Below are 15,878 nucleotides of genomic sequence, written 5' to 3' on the forward strand. Positions count from 1 at the left end.
CCAACCATCCATGGGCCGCACCCTGCATTGAAAAAGCTTTTCCCGATCGTCGCCTTCATCGCCGTCGCGCTGATCAGCCTGACGATGGCGGGGTTCGCCTATTTCGCGACCCAGGAGGCGGCACGCATCAAGTTCGAGGGAACCGCCGACGATGCGCTCAACCGCATAGAGAGCCGCATCGACCTGCATCTGTCGCTGCTGCGCTCGACCCAGGCGCTGTTCGATGCTCGTAACGGCGATATCACGCGCGGCGAGTTCAAGGCCTTCCTCACCGCGCTCGACATCGACGACAACTTCGCCGGACTGCGCGGCATCGGCTTCCTGAGGCTGGCCAAGACCGGCGACGAGGCCAAGCTCGAGCGCGACATCCTGCGCGCTCGCGGTTCGGCCCACCCGGTCTATCCGGCCATCACGCAGCAGCAATGGCGCACGCCCATCGTGCTTTTCGAGCCGCTCGATACCTCCAACCAGTCGATCATCGGTTTCGACATGTTCAGCGACCCGGCAAGGCGGGCGGCAATCGAGAAGGCCATGGCCGACGACCAGCAGCATGCCAGCGGGCTCGTTCAACTTGGCCAGGGACAAGGGCTGGAGCAGACCTTCCCCGGATTTCTGGTCTTCGTGCGGCTGAACGTGGAAACGGCCCCGGACGTCATCAACGCCAGCCGCTCCTCGACCGCCGGCTTCCTCTACGCCTCCTTCCGTGCACGCGATCTGTTCCAGGTGGCGCTCAGCAAGGCTCCGCTGCTGCCGGTCAACGTCGAAATCTTTGACGGCCAGCCGGGAGCCGACAATCTCCTGTTCCGGTCGGAGGCGCCGCCGGCCGAATCGCTCGGCGGAAAGCTGCTGGCGCGCCGGGATATCGTCGTGGCCGGCCGACCCTGGACTATCCTGTTTCGGCCGACGAGCGCCTTCGCGCTGCCTTCCTCGCGCGCCATCCCGGTGATGCTCGGGCTGTTCGGTCTGCTGCTCGCCGGGGCGATCGCCTTGGTGGCCCGCTATCAGGAGCGCGCCTACGAGGCGAAGTCGCTGCTGCATGAGGCGACGGAGAAGAGCCTGCTGGAAAAGGAGCTGATCCTGCAGGAGATGAAGCACCGCATCAAGAACTCGATCACCAGGGTACTGGCGATCGCGCGGCAGACTGCTTCGCAGGCCACCGACGTGAAGGAGTTCTCGGCATCATTCTCGGCGCGGCTGCAGGCGATGGCTGCCTCGCAGGATATGCTGACACGCTCGCGCTGGCAGAAGGCGGACCTCGGCGACCTGCTGCGCACCGAGCTTGGGCAGGTGTTCGGCAAAGAGCTTTCCGAAGGCATATTGTCGGGGCCGGAAGTGCTGCTTGACGAGACGACGACGCAGGCGCTTGGCTTGACCTTTCACGAGCTTGCCACCAACGCGCTGAAATATGGCGAGGCCGGCAACTCGGTGGGCGCCCTGAAGGTCGATTGGCGGGTCGAAGGACGTGGCCCGGAGCGGACGCTGGTGCTCGATTGGCGCGAGGCCGGGCAAAAGAAACTGGAGCCGCCGGCAAAGACCGGTTTCGGCACCAAGCTGATCGATCTCAATGTCACGCGAGAATTGCGCGGTACGATCAAGCGCGACTACCGGGCCGACGGGCTTAAGGTGGAAATCCGAATACCCCTGCCAGGCTGAGCGCCTGTCAGTCAGGGTCTAACAACGATCTACCCGGGGACCGCTGGTCGGCCCCCGGGTAGATGACTGTGTCTCGCGGAAAATCAGTTGCAGCGGGCCTTGTATCTCGTGCCGTCAGCGTGGCGATATATGCAATAGCCATTGCGCAGGTTGCGAACCAACAGGCCGGACCCGGCGCCCACAGCCGCGCCGATCAGCGCGCCCCTGCCGCCGCCGACCAGGCCGCCGACGCCGGCGCCGATCAAGCCGCCCCCGACGACATCCTGCTCGGTCGTGGTGCAGCCGCTGACGGCGACCACGGCAACCATGGCAATGATCATTTTCCGCATAAATAGCTCCTTAATTTTGTCCTCACTTTTGGCAGTGCCAACCGCCGTTTAGCACGAAAAAACGGGCTTTGCCTGCCCGATCTTGTTATTGCTGAAGAGAGTGTCTTACGGGCGTGCGCCGTTTGACGCGACAAGCGCGCCGGAAGTTTCCAGCGACGCGACGAGCCTGCCGTCGGGACGCACGGTCCACAGCAGTTGATCGTAGTCGTCTTCAAGTGCCGGATCGACGGCAAGGCACTCGCCCTTGACACGCGGCGTGCGCCCCTGCAGGTCGCCCAGCGCAAACGGCCGTTCGGCGATGCAAGCCTCGAAAGTCTCGAAGACGCTGACCGGCAACGACAGTTCGCGGCAATCGGTCATGGTGTCCGAGCAGCCAATGACGAGGAGCAAGGCGGCGATGTGTTCCACGGGTCGAATCCTCCCGCCGCAAAGAACGATTGTTGCCGCTCAAAAGTTCCTGCTCGGCGGAGTCGGCGCGCAATGGCGCGTGCCTTGGCGCCGGCCGGCTGCTCGATTGGAAAGATCAGGCCAGTTGCCAGGCCATCGCCAGCACGAGAGCAGCAACAAGCGCGACGGCGCCGAGGCGAAGCGATGGATGGGAGGAACGGGGCGAGGGCGGTGCTTCGGCGTCCTGGAAGCCGCCCATCGAGACGCGGGCGGCCCGCTCCAGCCTGTTCATATCGGCAATCATCATTCGGTTCCTCCCAAATCGCGGTGTGATTGCGCGGCTGGGTTTGATGCGTCGCGAGCGGTTCAGCTCCTCACGGGATCGCCGATCCACTCCAAGGTTTACGCAACTCGGAAGGGCATTGCGCGCTATCCTGGAGTTGCTTCTGCCGGGGAACACAATCGGATTTTATGGTGAACAGCAGGTTAAACGCCTCTCCGGCGGCTGACCGTTGCCCCGGGACGTGGTTGTCATTCTATCTCGAAATTGCCGCGCGGGATGGTCAGGCGATATTCGAGACGATCGTCGTCGATATCGAGACTGGCGGAGCCGTTCAGCGACGTCGGCACGACGCGTTCGAGGGCGACGCTGCCAAAACGATTTTCGGTGCGCCGACCGGCGCCGATCCTTTCTGTCCAAATCAGCAAAAGGCCAGGCGAAGTCTCGCTGCCGGCCGCGATCCTGGCGCTTACCCTGATCCGTCCGTCAGGCTGCGACAGCGCGCCGTAGCTTACCGAATTCACGGCCAGCTCGTGCATGGCCAGTCCGATATGAAGGGCAGCGTTCGGATTGAGGTAAGGGTTCTCCCCATCGAAACGCAGGCTGCGACTTGGATCGGCGCTATAGCGGCCGACCTGGCCGGACACGAGCTCACGAAGCGCCGCTCCCCGCCAGTTGGAGGATGTCACCAGATCCTGAGACGAGGCGAGCGACTGGATGCGGCCGCGAAAGTGCGTCAGGAAATCGCCGAGCGTCTCCGAGTAGCGTCCGGTCTGGGTGGCTATGCTCTGGATGATGGCCAGTAGATTCTTCGAGCGATGGCTGACCTCTCGCAGCAGCGTCTTCAGCGTCTGCTCGCGGCGCTTCTGCTCCGTCGTCTCGACCATGGTGGTGACTACGCCCTGAACCTCGCCGGAGTCGCTGCGATCGGCATCGATCCAGACATGGAACCAGCGCACGCCGTCACTGTCGGAAATGCCGAGCTCGAGGCGATCCGGGTTGCCGGTTTCAATCACCTTGCGCTTGGCTGCGCCTATGCGCTCGGACTGCGCGGGGGAAAGCACACCCTTGCCCTCGGCCGTCTCGCAGGCCCACGGGACGCGCATGTTGCGCGCCCAGACGGTCTTCATTTCACGATCCTGGTAGAGGACCGAAATTCCAGCATTGTGGAGCGCGTGGAGCAGCGCGCGCCCCACCTGCATCCCGCTTTCCGCCGGATGCATCGCGATTACTTCGTCGCTGCGCTCTTGCGTATAGTCCTTCTCTGAGGCCTTGGAACGCATTCGATACTTCCCGCATCCAGGCGCGAACGGCTTACGATGCTGCCCCGGTCTTGACCTACTGACACTTACGCTGCCCAAAAGCGGTCCGCCGGACGACATCCTTTTGGGGACATCGCCCGGCGGTGGCTGGAAACCGTTTGAGGGGTGCGGCTTCCAGTGTTCGGCACTGCCCCTGGTCAGGTTCTCCTGACGAGGCCGGCGATGAGTGAGATCACCAGGAAAGCAAGGAAGACGAAGAACAATATCTGCGCGATGCCAGCCGACGTGCCGGCGATGCCGCCGAACCCAAGCGCGCCGGCGATGATCGCGACCACAAGAAAAACGAGCGCCCAGTACAGCATGATATCTCTCCTTCTAACGTCCTGGAAAAAACGTTGCTGGATGGCGTTTGTTCCACCATTTGCGGAAAAAGACGATCCCCTGAAAACGCTTCACGGATGGGACTCCGCGCCGCATCGTGCGAGGCGCGGGCGCCTCGCATGAGAGCTCAATGATCGGACATGCGGTCAGGCCGCGGCTTTCGCCTGCCGGTCGAAGAACAGCGCCTGACTGATCAGGGCCTTCACCATGTCTGGATTGAAGGGCTTGGTCACCAGAAACGCCGGTTCGGGACGCTCGCCGGTCAACAGGCGCTCAGGGAAAGCGGTGATGAAGATCACCGGCACCGGCGTCGAGGACAAGATCTCGTTGACCGCCTCTATGCCCGAGCTGCCATCAGCGAGTTGGATGTCGGCCAGCACCATTTTCGGACGCGTCTTGCCGAAAACGGCGACCGCCTCGGCGTGCGTGCGGGCGGTGCCGACAACGCGATGGCCGAGGCTTTCGACCATTTCCTCGATGTCCATGGCGATCAGCGGCTCGTCCTCGATGATCAGCACGTCGGTCGCGACCTGGCGAGAAATCTCGCTGCTTGCCTGGGCAAGCAATTCGGAGAACTCCTGTTCGTCGGCATCGAGGATTTCCGCGGCTTCATCCTCGCTGAAACCCTCTACGGCGACCAGCAGGAAAGCCTGCCTCGGCCGCGGCGCGATTGCGTTCAGATTGGCGGCCGCCCGCTGCTCCCAAGCTGTCTGCGCATGCTCTTGCGGCACGCGGATCGCAATCGAAGTGAAAAGTCTGGCAAAGACCTTGTACAGCGCAATGCGATCGCTCGATGCCTTGGGGAAAACTTCGGTGTCGGCGATGATGGCCTCCAGCATCGCAGCAACCAGGGCGTCACCGCTTTCCTGCGATCCCGACACGGCGCGCGAGAAACGGCGGAGGAAAGGCAGATGAGGAGCGATGGTTGCGGACAGGCTCATATTTGACGTCTCCCTCAGATGACGTTGTTGCATTGCAAAGGCTAGACTCACTGGAAGTCCCGGCAAAACCAACGTCGGCTTTCTGAAAAAGTTCCGCCGGGCAGGGAACTAAATTAGGAAGCGGGCGTTTCCGGCTTTGGGATGGGCAACCAGACAAGGGTGCCGCTTGCGTCGTGATCTATGGTTTTAAAGCGGTTTCAGGTGCTGGGACTTAGGGCAAACATGAAAGAAATGTCAAAGAATTCAATAACTGGCGCCCCGAGCAGGCACCGGAACGGGGGTAGCAGTCCGCTCGGACCGAACTCCGAAATCGCCCGCAAACTCAAGCAATATTACGACGAGCTGGTCTCCGATCAGGTGCCGGATCGCTTCGCTCAGTTGCTCAGCCAGCTGGAAAAGGCCGAACCCGCCGAGAAAAAGGACTGAGACATGGCGGCGGTCTCCCAGAGCTTCAAGACCGAGCTGCTCGGCGCGATCCCAAGCCTGCGCGCCTTTGCGGTGTCGCTGACGCAGAATGCCGACAAGGCGGACGACCTCGTCCAGGAAACCCTGGTCAAGGCGTGGGACAAACATGAGAGTTTCCAGCCGGGCACCAACCTCAAGGCCTGGCTGTTCACGATCCTGCGCAACGAATTCTATTCGCAGATGCGCAAGCGCGGCCGCGAGGTGCAGGACAGCGACGGCATCATGACCGCCAGGCTCGCCGTCCACCCGGCCCAGCATGGCCAGCTCGACCTCAAGGATTTCCGCGGCGCGCTGGAGCAGCTCCCGGAGGATCAGCGCGAAGCCATTATCCTGATCGGCGCGTCCGGCTTTTCCTACGAAGAGGCGGCGGAGATCTGCGGCTGCGCGGTGGGCACGATCAAGAGCCGGGTCAGCCGCGCGCGCGCCCGGCTGCAGGACATCCTGAAGATTTCTGGCGAGGACGAATACGGCCCCGACGCGATCTCGGCGCAGGTTACAGGATCAAACGCCGCCTGACACCGACCTCCGGCTCTTCGACGCTACGTCGTCACGCCGCTTTCGCACGCCTGCAGGCGAGCGCCAGGGCCTGGATCAGATCGTCTCCCGAGTAGGGCTTGGTGACCAGCTTAATCTCGGGAAAAGAGCCTTCGAGATCCTCGGCGTCGGAGTAGCCGGACGCGAAGACGAATGGAATGCCCGCGCTGCGCAGCCGCTCGGCGAAGTCGAGTGTCGAGGTGCCGCCGAGCATCAGGTCGACGATAGCGGCGTCGAACCAGGAAAACCCATCCCGCAGGTCGATTTCAGCCAGATCGCCAACAATCGCGACCTCGGCGGCGCCTTGGTCGCGGCATAGTTGCTCGACATCCATCGCTATCAGGAATTCGTCTTCCAAGACCAGGATACGCAATCCGTCTAGCAATGGGGGCACGTGGCGGCGACTCCTATAAGGCTGCAGTCATGCGCGGTATTTGGCGCTCTGTCATTTAAAAAAGACATGACCGGCGATGCATTGCGTGAGCGGCGGAACCTCGGTCCGGGTGAAGCGTTTGTATTCGCCCTATCGGGGCAGGGGTTTCGAAGAGGGGTCGAAATGTCCAGCCAGAGCGCATATTCCCTTGCCAACCGCCAATATCCTTGCGGCAAATGCCCGTTGCGGCCGTTGCCAGTCTTTCGCGAATTCGAGAGTCAGGAGCTGTTGTTCGTCAGCGGGTTCAAGAAAGGAGAGCTTGCGGTCGACAAGGGGGCGACCGTGCTGGTCGAAGGCAGCCACAGCGCGCATCTCTACACCATACTTTCAGGCTGGGCATTCCGCTACAAGCTGTTGCGCGACGGGCGGCGGCAAATCCTCAACTATTCCATGCCCGGCGATCTCATCGGCCTGCAAGGCAGCCTAATGGGCGAGATGCAGCATTCCGTCGAGGCCTTGTCGCCGATGCTGCTGTGCGTCTTCGAGCGCGACCAATTGCACGAGCTTTACCGCAACTACCCGGGCCTGGCCTATGACATCACCTGGATGGCGTCGCGCGAGGAGCGCATGCTCGATGAAAACCTGCTCAGCATCGGTCGCCGTTCCGCGCTGGAGCGCACCGCCTATCTTGTCGCCTTCATCTCCAGCCGTGCCCGGGGCGCAGGCCTTAACGGCAAGCGGCCGGTGCAGATCCCGATCACGCAGCAGCATATCGCCGATACGCTCGGCCTGTCGCTAGTGCATACCAACAAGACGATCCGCAAGCTGATGGACCGTAAGCTGATCATTTGGCGTGACGGTGGTTGCGAGGTTATCAGCCATGAGGGGCTGACGGAGTTGGCCGGCTGGCAAGGTTTGGGTGAGGAGCGCAGACCGCTCATCTGACGACGACCGGCAGAACGGAACCCCGGTCTCGGCCAAGCGTTGAAATGGAAGCAAACTTAAGGAGTTACGCAATGGCGACCGCCGCAGGCAGATCCGCAACAGATACTCCCCCCAGCGCCGACCTCGAAGCCGACATCCGGCAGTTGAAGGCCGATATCGAAGAGCTCACCAGGCAATTGGCCAAGACCCGGGACGACAGTTACGGGGCAGCGCGCCGCGCGGCCGCCGAAGGCGTCGAGCAGCTGCGCGCGCACGGCGAGGCAGCGTTCGAAAGCATGCGCGGAAGCGCTCAGGATTTGGAAGCGCAGTTGATAGCCAGCGTTCGCGAAAAGCCGGTGACGTCGCTGGCGATTGCGGCGGGAGTAGGCTTCCTGTTCGCGATGCTGTCGCGCCGCTAGCAGCCCTCATATGGGGACGCTGGTTTCGCTTATTTCCGGCCTTGCTTCCGGCGAGGCGGTGGCGGCCTTGCAAAGAGCGCGGCTGACCGCAATCCTCTACGGACTTGCCGGTGTTTTTGCCCTGTGCGGCGTCGGTTTCCTCATCGGCGCGGCCTATATCTGGCTGGCGGCGCGCTACGGGCCGCTAGCGACCAGCCTCGGCTTCGGCATCGGCTTCCTGGTGATCGCCGGGCTGATTGTCGTGATCCACAAGCTCACAACCAGCATGCGGGCGCGGCGGCGCGCGCGAAGGCGAAAGGCCGACATGACGGCGGTTGGCGTTACCGCGGCGCTCGCTCTGCTCCCGGCGCTCGCGAAAAGCAAGGGCGGCCTGGGGACGCTTCTCGCGCCCGCGATCGCGCTCGCCGCCTACGCCATCTACCGCGAGAACGTGAAGGCTGGGCCTCGAGACAAGGATCGCAGCGAAACGCCATAGGCGCGGCAAGCCGGTCGGGGCGGCCGACCGTGCCGGATATAGCTGTCGGATTGGGAACTTTCGCGGAAAGGGTCCGTTACCCGACCATGCCGTGCTCGGCGTGCGCGCCCCCACACCTGGAGACCGACAATGCCCAAGACCGTTCCTGAAAACGAAGCCCGCCAGGGGCACTGGGGCTGGCATGCGCTCAGGATTCTCGTCGCCGGGCTGCTGCTGGTATTCATCGCCTGGGGCGTAGCCGAGATTTATGGCGTGCTGATCAAAGAGCCGAGCACCGAGCAGCAGCACGTCCCACAACCTCCAGGGACCGAGCAGGCGCCTGCTCCCAGCGGTCAAACACAGTAGTTTTGAGGTCTTGGCTTCATTCAGGCTGCCTTTGCCTGCGCGCTGCTTCTAGGGACCAGCACGTTAAGGGTTGCTGGATGGATCTCGACCGTGGTTTCGCGTTCCAGCTTGACCAACTCTCCGTCCATCACCGCCTTGAACTTTGTCGGCGAGGAATGAATTTTCAGCACGGCTTTGTCAGCCTGGTGGATCTCGACATGTTCGCTTTGGCGCCACCGGCCGCGCAGCATGGCAAGCAGCAATTTTACCAAGTCACGGCGCCGGCGCGCAACGCTGACATAGATGCCAAGCACGCCGCCGGCCGGATTGTCCGCATAAGGCAGATGGCCCTCGCCGAACAGATTGTTGCTGATGCCAATTCCGGTCGCGCGGGTGATGATGTCGGTCTTGCCGATGGTCAAGGTCACCTTGAGGGTGCGCGGGTTCTTGATCGTTGCCCATGCGGCGCGAACCGACGCCCGCATCTTTCCCAGCCGCGAGCCAAAATCCATCTTCTCGCGGAGCTGGACCATTCTGGCATGCATGCCGATTGAAAATTGATGCACGAAGGGACGGCCATTCGCGGTCGCCATATCGACAGCCTTGACCTCGCCGTCGGTAAAGGCCTTCAAGGCGGCCTCCAGCGTTTGGGGGATGCCAAGGCTGCGCGCGAAAAGGTTCATCGTACCGGCCGGCAATATGGCCAACGCCTTCTTCTTGTTCATCAGAAGCGAGGCGGCGGTGGACACCGTTCCGTCGCCGCCTCCGGCCAGCACGACATCGACGGTGCGCCTGGCTATGGCCTTTTCCAAAGCCGTGGCGATTTCGCCGCCCGCAACGATGTCGATCTGAACCGAATGGCCGGCCGCTTCCAGAAGCTCGCGGACCCGGTCGGCAAAGGCTGCAACATCGGTCGTGCGCAGGGTGCCCCCGTCCTTGTTCAGCACCGCAGCAAACCGCATGCCCCTCTCCGTCCTGCTATTGTTAGGCCAAAAACGAGCTCTCAGCCGGAGGCTGAAACGGAAAGGGGCCGCCGAAGGTTCCGCGTCAGCGAGCAAGTCAAGCGCCGTGGACGGGCGCCGTTTGGAACAAGGCTCCCCTCACGACGTTGTGAAATCGTGGAATATTGCCGCGCTCGCCCTTGCCTTGTGCGAGGCCGCGAACGCGGCGCGTAGGAAATCAGGCACGAGGAGAGACGATCATGATCCGCACTCTTTTTGCAACGACCGCGCTTGCAACCCTCCTAGCAACCGGGGCCATTGCGCAGAACACAACGCCTGCACCGGCGCAGGCGCCCGCCACCGAAACCCCCGCGCCCGCCGCCGAGACCCAAGCTCCAGTAGTACGTGCAGACGGGGCGCTGATGACCAACATCATCGGTGAGTCCGTCTATAATGGGACCGGCGACGATGCCGAAGACATCGGCAAGGTCGATGACGTCGTTTTCGATGCAAGCGGCAACGTAAAATCCGTCATCATCGGCGTCGGCGGCTTTCTTGGCGTCGGCACCAAGGATGTCGCCTTCGATTACAACAAGCTGGAATGGGCCGAGAAGAACGGCGACCGCTGGCTCGTAGCGAAGACGACCAAAGACGAGCTGAACGCACAGGCGGCCTTCGATCGCAAGGCCTATGATCCGGCCCCGGCGCAAACGACCGATGCCACGCAGCCTGCGACCACTGACACCGGAACGGCGCAAGCGCCCGCGCAGCCGGCCCAGCCGGTAGAGAAGGCTGAAGGCAATCTCGCCACCAACATCATGGGCGAGTCGGTCTATAACGGCACCGCCGACGACGCCCAAAAGATCGGTGACGTCAACGACATCGTTCTTGCCAAGGACGGCAAGGCCGAATCCCTCGTGATCGGCGTCGGCGGCTTCCTGGGCATTGGCGAGAAGAACGTTACCTTCGACTTCGCCAAGGCCAAATGGGCAGAAAAGAATGGCGATCGCTGGTTGATCGCCGAGACGACGAAGGAAGAGCTGGAGGCTCAGCCGGACTTCAACCGCAAGGCCTATGATCCGGCGCCGGCCGCAGCCACCACGGCTTCGAACACTGCTCCGGCAACGACCACCCCTGCCGTGACCTCGTCCGACACCACGGCCGACAAGGAGGCCAAACCGGCTCAGCCGGCCCAGACGACGGCTGAGACCAAGCCCGCGGCGCCGGCTGCGAATACGACGGCTGAGAACAAGCCGGCCGATACCGGCACAGCCGCCACCGACACGACCAAGACAGCCTCGATCGACAAATCGACGTTGAACGAAATGCCGATGGGCAACATCAGAGTCGACGACCTGAAGGGCACCACGGTATACGGCGCCAACGATGTCGAGATCGGCGAGATTGGCGACGTCGTGCTGACGCCCGACAACAAGCCGGATGCGGTGGTTATCGATGTCGGCGGTTTCCTAGGCATCGGCGAGAAGGAAGTCGCCCTCGGCATGGATAAGCTGAAGTTCATGACCGACAAGGACGGCAATAAGTATCTCTACACCAACTTCACCAAGGAGCAGTTGGAGGCGCAGGCAGCCTACGACAAGAGCTCCTATGCCGCAAACCGCGACAAGCAGAGGATGGTCCTGCAGTAAGGGACCAGGCAGCGGGCAGCGGGCAGCAGGGAATACGCGTTTCGCTATTCCCTGCTGCCTGCTGTCTTGCTCACGTGGCCGACCACTCCGTCCTTTGTCAGCTCCGCCAGCGCGAGTGATTGGTCGAGATGGTTGGCGCGCCAGGTGAGCATCTTCTCGGCGAGTTCCACGCGCACCGGCAGATAGGCGGGGTCGTGCGCGACGTTGCTCAACTCGTCCGGATCGCTAGCCAGGTCGAAGAGAAGCGGCGGCAGGCCGCCGCCGAAATGGACATATTTGAAAGCCTCGGTGCGAAGGACGGCAAGGTTGCAGTCGCGTGAGCCGATGCCGAAATGCCGCTCGGCTTCGCCGTCGGCGGCCGAGCGGAAATCGAATTCCCACTGCGCCGCGTCGCGCCAGTCGGCCGGCTCCTCGCCGTCGAGCCAGGACGCCAGCGACCTGCCGTCGAGGTGCGGTTCGGGTGCTGCGTCGATCAGGTCGAGCAAGGTCGGGAAGACGTCCACCGCCTCGGTGAAGCGATCGATGGATGCGCCGGCCGCTTTTGTCCGGCGCGGATCGCGCACGATCAACGGAATGTGGTAGCTGGCGTCAAAGAAGCCGCCTTTGCCGAGCATGAAGTGGTCGCCCATCATCTCGGCATGGTCGGAGGTGAGCACAACCACAGTGTCATCCCAACTGCCGGCCGCCTTCAGCGCTTCCCAGATGCGGCCGAGCTGCGCGTCGAGCTCGGAGATCATGCCGTAGTAAAGCGCACGGATCCGGCGGAAATTCTCCTCGCTCCAATCCCGCACCTTGCCCTCGACGCCGGGAACGAACTTCGTCCGCTTCTGCAGGCCAAGATCGTATGCGAGGTAGGGGTGGCTTTGCGCCTCGGCTTGCCAGTTCGCCGCGCGCCGGAAAGCGGGGCCGTCGGCCGGGTCGTACATGGTGTTGTAGGGCTGCGGCACGATGAAAGGCGGGTGCGGGCTGATGAAGGAGATGTGCGCGAACCACGGCGCCGACTGCTCCTGTTCGCCAAGCCAGCGGATGAATTCGCCGGCCAGGAAGGCCGCCGGCGTCTGGTCCTTCGAATAGACCGGCGGCGCGTTGCTTACATCATCGCCGACCTTGCCCTGCTTGCCAGCCGGACGATGGATGCCCGGTGCCCCGGCACTCGTGTCGATGCCTTGCGTCCGCAGCCAGGACAGCCACTGCTTCTGATGTTCGGGCAGCAACTGCCGGACGCTGAAGCCGGGCAGCACGCCTTCATAACTCCTCAGCCGCGGATCGCCGGCCGCAAGCCGGCGCGGGTCCGGCGCCATATCGGTATAACCGAACAACGTGGGGTCATAACCCACCGCGCGAGCGGAAAGCGCGATGTTACCGTGGCGGGCGTCGAGCGGCGAGCCGTTGCGGCAGACCCGGTTGTTCATCTGATAGAGGCCGGTGTAGAGGCAGGCGCGCGCCGGCGAGCAGGGCGCCGCTCCACCGTAGTGGCGCTGGAACAGCACGCCCTCGGCCGCGAGCGCATCCACATTCGGCGTTTTCACCACCGGATGTCCCGCCGCCGACAGACAATCGCCGCGCCACTGGTCGCAGGTGATGAGAAGAACATTCGGGCGGCTCACTCGGTTCTCCAAACTCTTCTCCTCAAGACGGTGCGCCCGCTCATGGAGCCGAAATATCCCGATCGGCGCAAGGAGGCAGTTTCATCAATTGGTGAACATCGGTCTTATGGCCGTTCACTCTTGTGATACAGTCCATTCTGAGTTTGGTCGCTTTGCCGGGCCCGGCGCTATCCTCATATTGCGGTGGACAGCGGCAAGGGCCGCAGCAAGGATAGGGAAGGAGCAAGACCATGCTCAATCAGATCAAGGGCCTGCATCACGTTACCTCGATGGCAAGCGATGCGCGCCGCAACAATGAATTCTTTACCAAGAAGCTCGGCCTGCGTCGGGTGAAGAAGACCGTCAATTTCGACGCACCGGACGTCTATCACCTCTACTATGCCGACGAGTTCGGCACGCCGGGCTCGGTGATGACCTATTTCCCGTTCCCCGACATCGGCAAGGGCCGGCATGGGGTGGGTGAGGTCGGCACCACCGTCTTCTCAGTGCCGGAAGGCACGCTCGGCTATTGGGAAAAGCGCTTCGCCGACGAGGGCGTCAGCGGTGTTGGCCGCAGCGAAAGCTTTGGCGAGAAGCGGCTTGCCTTCACCGGCCCCGACGGCGACAGTTTTGCGCTGGTCGAAGACAAGGCCGACGGCAGAGCGCCCTGGGTGAAGGGCGGCGTCCCCGCCGATGAGGCGATCCGCGGCTTCCACTCCGTCGCGCTGAGACTGAAGGACGGCGGCGCCACCGAGGAGCTGCTGAAGTTCATGGGCTATGAAGAGGTCGACAAGTCCGGCAACATCCGCCGGATGGCGATCAAGAACGGCAACGGCGCCGACGTCGTCGACATCGAATCGCTGCCGGGCGCAGGCTTTGCCAATCTCGGCGCCGGCTCGGTGCACCATGTCGCCTTCGCGGTCGAGGATCGCGCTAGGCAGCTCGAAGTGCGCAAGGCGCTTGTCGACACAGGTTACGGCGTGACGCCGGTCATCGATCGCGACTATTTCTGGGCGATCTATTTCCGCACGCCGGGCGGCGTGCTGTTCGAGGTGTCGACCAACGAGCCGGGCTTCAACCGCGACGAGGACACAGCGCATCTCGGCGATGCGCTGAAGCTGCCGACGCAGCATCAGCATCTGAGACCCTATCTCGAACAGCATCTCCAGAAGCTGGAAGACTGACGCCATGAGCAAGGACGCCTACATCCACAAAGTGCTGCCCGGTTCGCCGGGCAGCGCGCTGCTGTTCGTCTTCCACGGCACCGGAGCCGACGAGAACCAGCTTCTGTCCTTCGGTCGCGAGCTCGCGCCTTCGGCGACGTTAGTCTCGCCGCGCGGCGATGTGTCGGAGCAAGGTGCCGCCCGTTTCTTCCGCCGCACCGGCGAAGGCGTCTACGACATGGACGACCTCGCGCGGGCGACGGCCAAGATGGCCGGCTTCGTCAAGGCGCATGTCGAGGCGGCAAAGCCCTCGGCGGTGTTCGGCCTCGGCTATTCCAACGGCGCCAACATCCTGGCCTCGGTGGTGTTCGCCGAGCCAGGACTGTTCGATGCCGCGGTGCTGATGCATCCGCTGATCCCGTTCGAGCCGCAGGTGCAGGGCAGCCTTGCCGGGCGCCGCATCCTGATCACGGCCGGCAGGCGCGACCCGATCTGCCCGCCGAACCTGACAACGCGGCTGGAGGCCTATTTGCGCGCTGACGGGGCCGATGTCACAGTGGAATGGCACGACGGCGGGCACGAGGTGCGGCCGAATGAAATCGAAGCGGCGCGGCGGCTGTTCGCCCTCACGCCCGCCAGCGAAGGAGGCGCAAAAAATGGCTGACCAGCTGCCCGGGATCGAACTGGAAGATCGCGGCTCCAAGGGTCGCTACCTGCTGCGCGGACCGGGCGGCGCCGAGGCCGAAATGACCTTCACCAAGGTCGGCGAGCACCAGCTCATCATCGATCACACCGAGGTGCCGGATGTCTTTCGCGGCCAGGGCGCCGGGCTTCGCCTGGTAACCCGCGCCGTCGAGGACGCGCGCGCGGCGGGCAAGAAGATAATCCCGCTCTGCCCCTTCGCCAACGCCCAGTTCCGCCGCCATCCGGAATGGGCCGACGTGCTGAAATAGTAGCACTTGTCTTCCCCTTCTCCCCCGGGGGAGAAGGCAGGGCTATCGCATATGAGTAAAGAGTTCATAGAAGAAGTCTTTGCTCCAGTTGGCCCTGCGCATCTTGCTGGCGATTGGTTTGTCGAGCGGATGGGCAGCCAAGATGTTTTGGGCGAGCCTGCGGATGACGGCCAGGTTTTGTGGCGCGTTGTCCTTTCGGGTGCGGGCGTCATCCTCGTGGAAGACAACATCAAGGCTCCAGTGCAACTGGTTCTCGATCGTCCAGTGGGCACGAACCGTCTCAGCCAATTTGTTGGGCGTCAGCACCTTGGAGAGGGCGATATAGCGGACCGATGTGGTCGTCTTGCCGTCGGCAGTGGTGCGCAGGGCCTCGACACGGCCAATGGCCTTGAGGCCGGGGAAGGCGGGCGCGTCCTTGAGCCTGGCAAGCGGCAGCACGCTGGCGCGGCGCACTTCGGTGCGGCCATGGCCGCTGTCGCGTGTTTCGAAGCCGGCGATCTCGCCCGCCGCGGCGAAGCTTTTCTCGGCCGCGGCAAACAGACGACCCCGGTTGGCCTTCAGCCCAAGGGCATAATGCGCCTTCTGCGCCAGCAGCGCCTTGGCCGTCTCGGGGCGACAATGCAAGGCGTCGGCCGTCACCGTGCAGCCCTTGAGATCCAGGCTCTTCAGCAGCGCCAGCGTCGCCGCAACCTCGTCGGAGGCCGGCGCCCGCGTTGCCGCAATCGCCAGCCGCGTCTCGGCATCCCAGGCACTGACCATCAGCGGCGGCATGAAGGCACGGCCCTTCTCATAACCGCGCCTCAGCGCCTTGCCGTCGACGGCCACCACGCCACGCGGTG

At 63.2% G+C, this 15,878-nt stretch carries 21 protein-coding genes; 11 read left to right on the top strand and 10 right to left on the bottom strand.

The window, feature by feature from the left end; genetic code table 11:
• The first annotated feature begins 27 nt into the window (after positions 1-27).
• Positions 28-1,653 (top strand): CHASE domain-containing protein, encoded by a 1,626-nt coding sequence (locus tag A9K71_RS24405; protein WP_067002108.1) that lies wholly within the window; start codon positions 28-30, stop codon positions 1,651-1,653.
• Positions 1,654-1,736: 83 nt separating this feature from the next.
• Here the strand turns inward: A9K71_RS24405 and A9K71_RS24410 are convergent, their stop codons facing one another.
• The 6 genes from A9K71_RS24410 to A9K71_RS24430 form a co-directional block, all read right to left on the bottom strand.
• Positions 1,737-1,982 carry a YMGG-like glycine zipper-containing protein gene (locus A9K71_RS24410; protein ID WP_067002111.1) on the bottom strand — a complete coding sequence of 82 codons (246 nt, stop codon included), beginning with the start codon at positions 1,980-1,982 and terminating at the stop codon, positions 1,737-1,739.
• A gap of 105 nt (positions 1,983-2,087) precedes the next feature.
• Positions 2,088-2,390 (bottom strand): hypothetical protein, encoded by a 303-nt coding sequence (locus A9K71_RS24415; protein ID WP_067002113.1) that lies wholly within the window; start codon positions 2,388-2,390, stop codon positions 2,088-2,090.
• Positions 2,391-2,505: 115 nt separating this feature from the next.
• On the bottom strand, positions 2,506-2,676 hold the full coding sequence (locus A9K71_RS32170; protein WP_170950281.1) for a hypothetical protein: 171 nt from the start codon (positions 2,674-2,676) through the stop codon (positions 2,506-2,508).
• Between the two features lie 224 nt (positions 2,677-2,900).
• Positions 2,901-3,932 (bottom strand): sensor histidine kinase, encoded by a 1,032-nt coding sequence (locus A9K71_RS24420; RefSeq protein ID WP_067002116.1) that lies wholly within the window; start codon positions 3,930-3,932, stop codon positions 2,901-2,903.
• Positions 3,933-4,108: 176 nt separating this feature from the next.
• Complete coding sequence (locus tag A9K71_RS24425) at positions 4,109-4,273, bottom strand: DUF1328 domain-containing protein (protein WP_067002119.1); 165 nt, start codon at positions 4,271-4,273, stop codon at positions 4,109-4,111.
• Positions 4,274-4,438: 165 nt separating this feature from the next.
• Entirely contained in the window at positions 4,439-5,233 is a 795-nt protein-coding gene (locus tag A9K71_RS24430; RefSeq protein WP_067002122.1) for a response regulator, read from the bottom strand.
• 222 nt (positions 5,234-5,455) lie between these two features.
• Here A9K71_RS24430 and A9K71_RS24435 point away from each other — a divergent pair, with 222 nt between their 5' ends.
• Both A9K71_RS24435 and A9K71_RS24440 read left to right on the top strand, forming a co-directional pair.
• Positions 5,456-5,659 carry a NepR family anti-sigma factor gene (locus A9K71_RS24435; protein WP_067002232.1) on the top strand — a complete coding sequence of 68 codons (204 nt, stop codon included), beginning with the start codon at positions 5,456-5,458 and terminating at the stop codon, positions 5,657-5,659.
• A 3-nt stretch (positions 5,660-5,662) separates the two neighbouring features.
• Positions 5,663-6,214: an RNA polymerase sigma factor gene (locus tag A9K71_RS24440; protein WP_040973662.1), complete on the top strand. Its 552-nt coding sequence runs from the start codon at positions 5,663-5,665 to the stop codon at positions 6,212-6,214.
• 31 nt (positions 6,215-6,245) lie between these two features.
• Here A9K71_RS24440 and A9K71_RS24445 read toward each other — a convergent pair whose 3' ends face one another.
• Positions 6,246-6,590 (bottom strand): response regulator, encoded by a 345-nt coding sequence (locus A9K71_RS24445; RefSeq protein WP_348627023.1) that lies wholly within the window; start codon positions 6,588-6,590, stop codon positions 6,246-6,248.
• Between the two features lie 198 nt (positions 6,591-6,788).
• Between A9K71_RS24445 and A9K71_RS24450 the strand changes: the two genes are divergently transcribed.
• The 4 genes from A9K71_RS24450 (at position 6,789) to A9K71_RS24465 (ending at position 8,768) form a co-directional block, all read left to right on the top strand.
• On the top strand, positions 6,789-7,550 hold the full coding sequence (locus tag A9K71_RS24450; protein WP_067002125.1) for a Crp/Fnr family transcriptional regulator: 762 nt from the start codon (positions 6,789-6,791) through the stop codon (positions 7,548-7,550).
• A 71-nt stretch (positions 7,551-7,621) separates the two neighbouring features.
• Positions 7,622-7,948: a DUF883 family protein gene (locus A9K71_RS24455; RefSeq protein ID WP_067002128.1), complete on the top strand. Its 327-nt coding sequence runs from the start codon at positions 7,622-7,624 to the stop codon at positions 7,946-7,948.
• A 10-nt stretch (positions 7,949-7,958) separates the two neighbouring features.
• Positions 7,959-8,423: a phage holin family protein gene (locus tag A9K71_RS24460; RefSeq protein ID WP_067002131.1), complete on the top strand. Its 465-nt coding sequence runs from the start codon at positions 7,959-7,961 to the stop codon at positions 8,421-8,423.
• A 129-nt stretch (positions 8,424-8,552) separates the two neighbouring features.
• Positions 8,553-8,768 (top strand): hypothetical protein, encoded by a 216-nt coding sequence (locus tag A9K71_RS24465; protein ID WP_067002134.1) that lies wholly within the window; start codon positions 8,553-8,555, stop codon positions 8,766-8,768.
• Between the two features lie 20 nt (positions 8,769-8,788).
• On the opposite strand, the gene A9K71_RS24470 is transcribed toward A9K71_RS24465, so the two are convergent.
• A complete protein-coding gene (locus A9K71_RS24470) occupies positions 8,789-9,709 on the bottom strand; it encodes a diacylglycerol kinase family protein (protein ID WP_067002137.1) in 921 nt (306 codons plus the stop codon).
• Positions 9,710-9,948: 239 nt separating this feature from the next.
• Between A9K71_RS24470 and A9K71_RS24475 the strand changes: the two genes are divergently transcribed.
• Positions 9,949-11,337, top strand: a complete 1,389-nt coding sequence (locus A9K71_RS24475; RefSeq protein WP_067002140.1) for a PRC-barrel domain-containing protein — start codon at positions 9,949-9,951, stop codon at positions 11,335-11,337.
• Positions 11,338-11,381: 44 nt separating this feature from the next.
• Here A9K71_RS24475 and A9K71_RS24480 read toward each other — a convergent pair whose 3' ends face one another.
• A complete protein-coding gene (locus A9K71_RS24480; protein ID WP_245299757.1) occupies positions 11,382-12,944 on the bottom strand; it encodes an alkaline phosphatase family protein in 1,563 nt (520 codons plus the stop codon).
• A 230-nt stretch (positions 12,945-13,174) separates the two neighbouring features.
• On the opposite strand from A9K71_RS24480, the gene A9K71_RS24485 reads away from it, so the two are divergent.
• Genes A9K71_RS24485 through A9K71_RS24495 form a run of 3 tightly spaced genes read left to right on the top strand, consistent with a single transcriptional unit; the run spans position 13,175 to position 15,039 of the window.
• Positions 13,175-14,107, top strand: coding sequence for a VOC family protein (locus A9K71_RS24485; protein WP_067002146.1), 933 nt, complete (start codon positions 13,175-13,177; stop codon positions 14,105-14,107).
• A gap of 4 nt (positions 14,108-14,111) precedes the next feature.
• A complete protein-coding gene (locus tag A9K71_RS24490) occupies positions 14,112-14,750 on the top strand; it encodes an alpha/beta hydrolase (RefSeq protein ID WP_067002149.1) in 639 nt (212 codons plus the stop codon).
• The gene (locus A9K71_RS24495; RefSeq protein ID WP_067002152.1) at positions 14,743-15,039 is read left to right on the top strand and encodes a GNAT family N-acetyltransferase; all 297 of its coding nucleotides are present in this window, start codon (positions 14,743-14,745) and stop codon (positions 15,037-15,039) included. Before A9K71_RS24490 ends, A9K71_RS24495 begins: the two co-directional genes overlap by 8 nt.
• Before the next feature lie 42 nt (positions 15,040-15,081).
• On the opposite strand, the gene A9K71_RS24500 is transcribed toward A9K71_RS24495, so the two are convergent.
• Positions 15,082-15,878, bottom strand: a 797-nt coding sequence (locus A9K71_RS24500; protein ID WP_082980685.1) for an ISAs1 family transposase, incomplete at its 5' end; no start/stop codon positions are given.

The sequence above is a fragment of the Mesorhizobium sp. WSM3873 genome (assembly GCF_001672445.1).
Classification (GTDB): Bacteria; Pseudomonadota; Alphaproteobacteria; order Rhizobiales; family Rhizobiaceae; genus Mesorhizobium.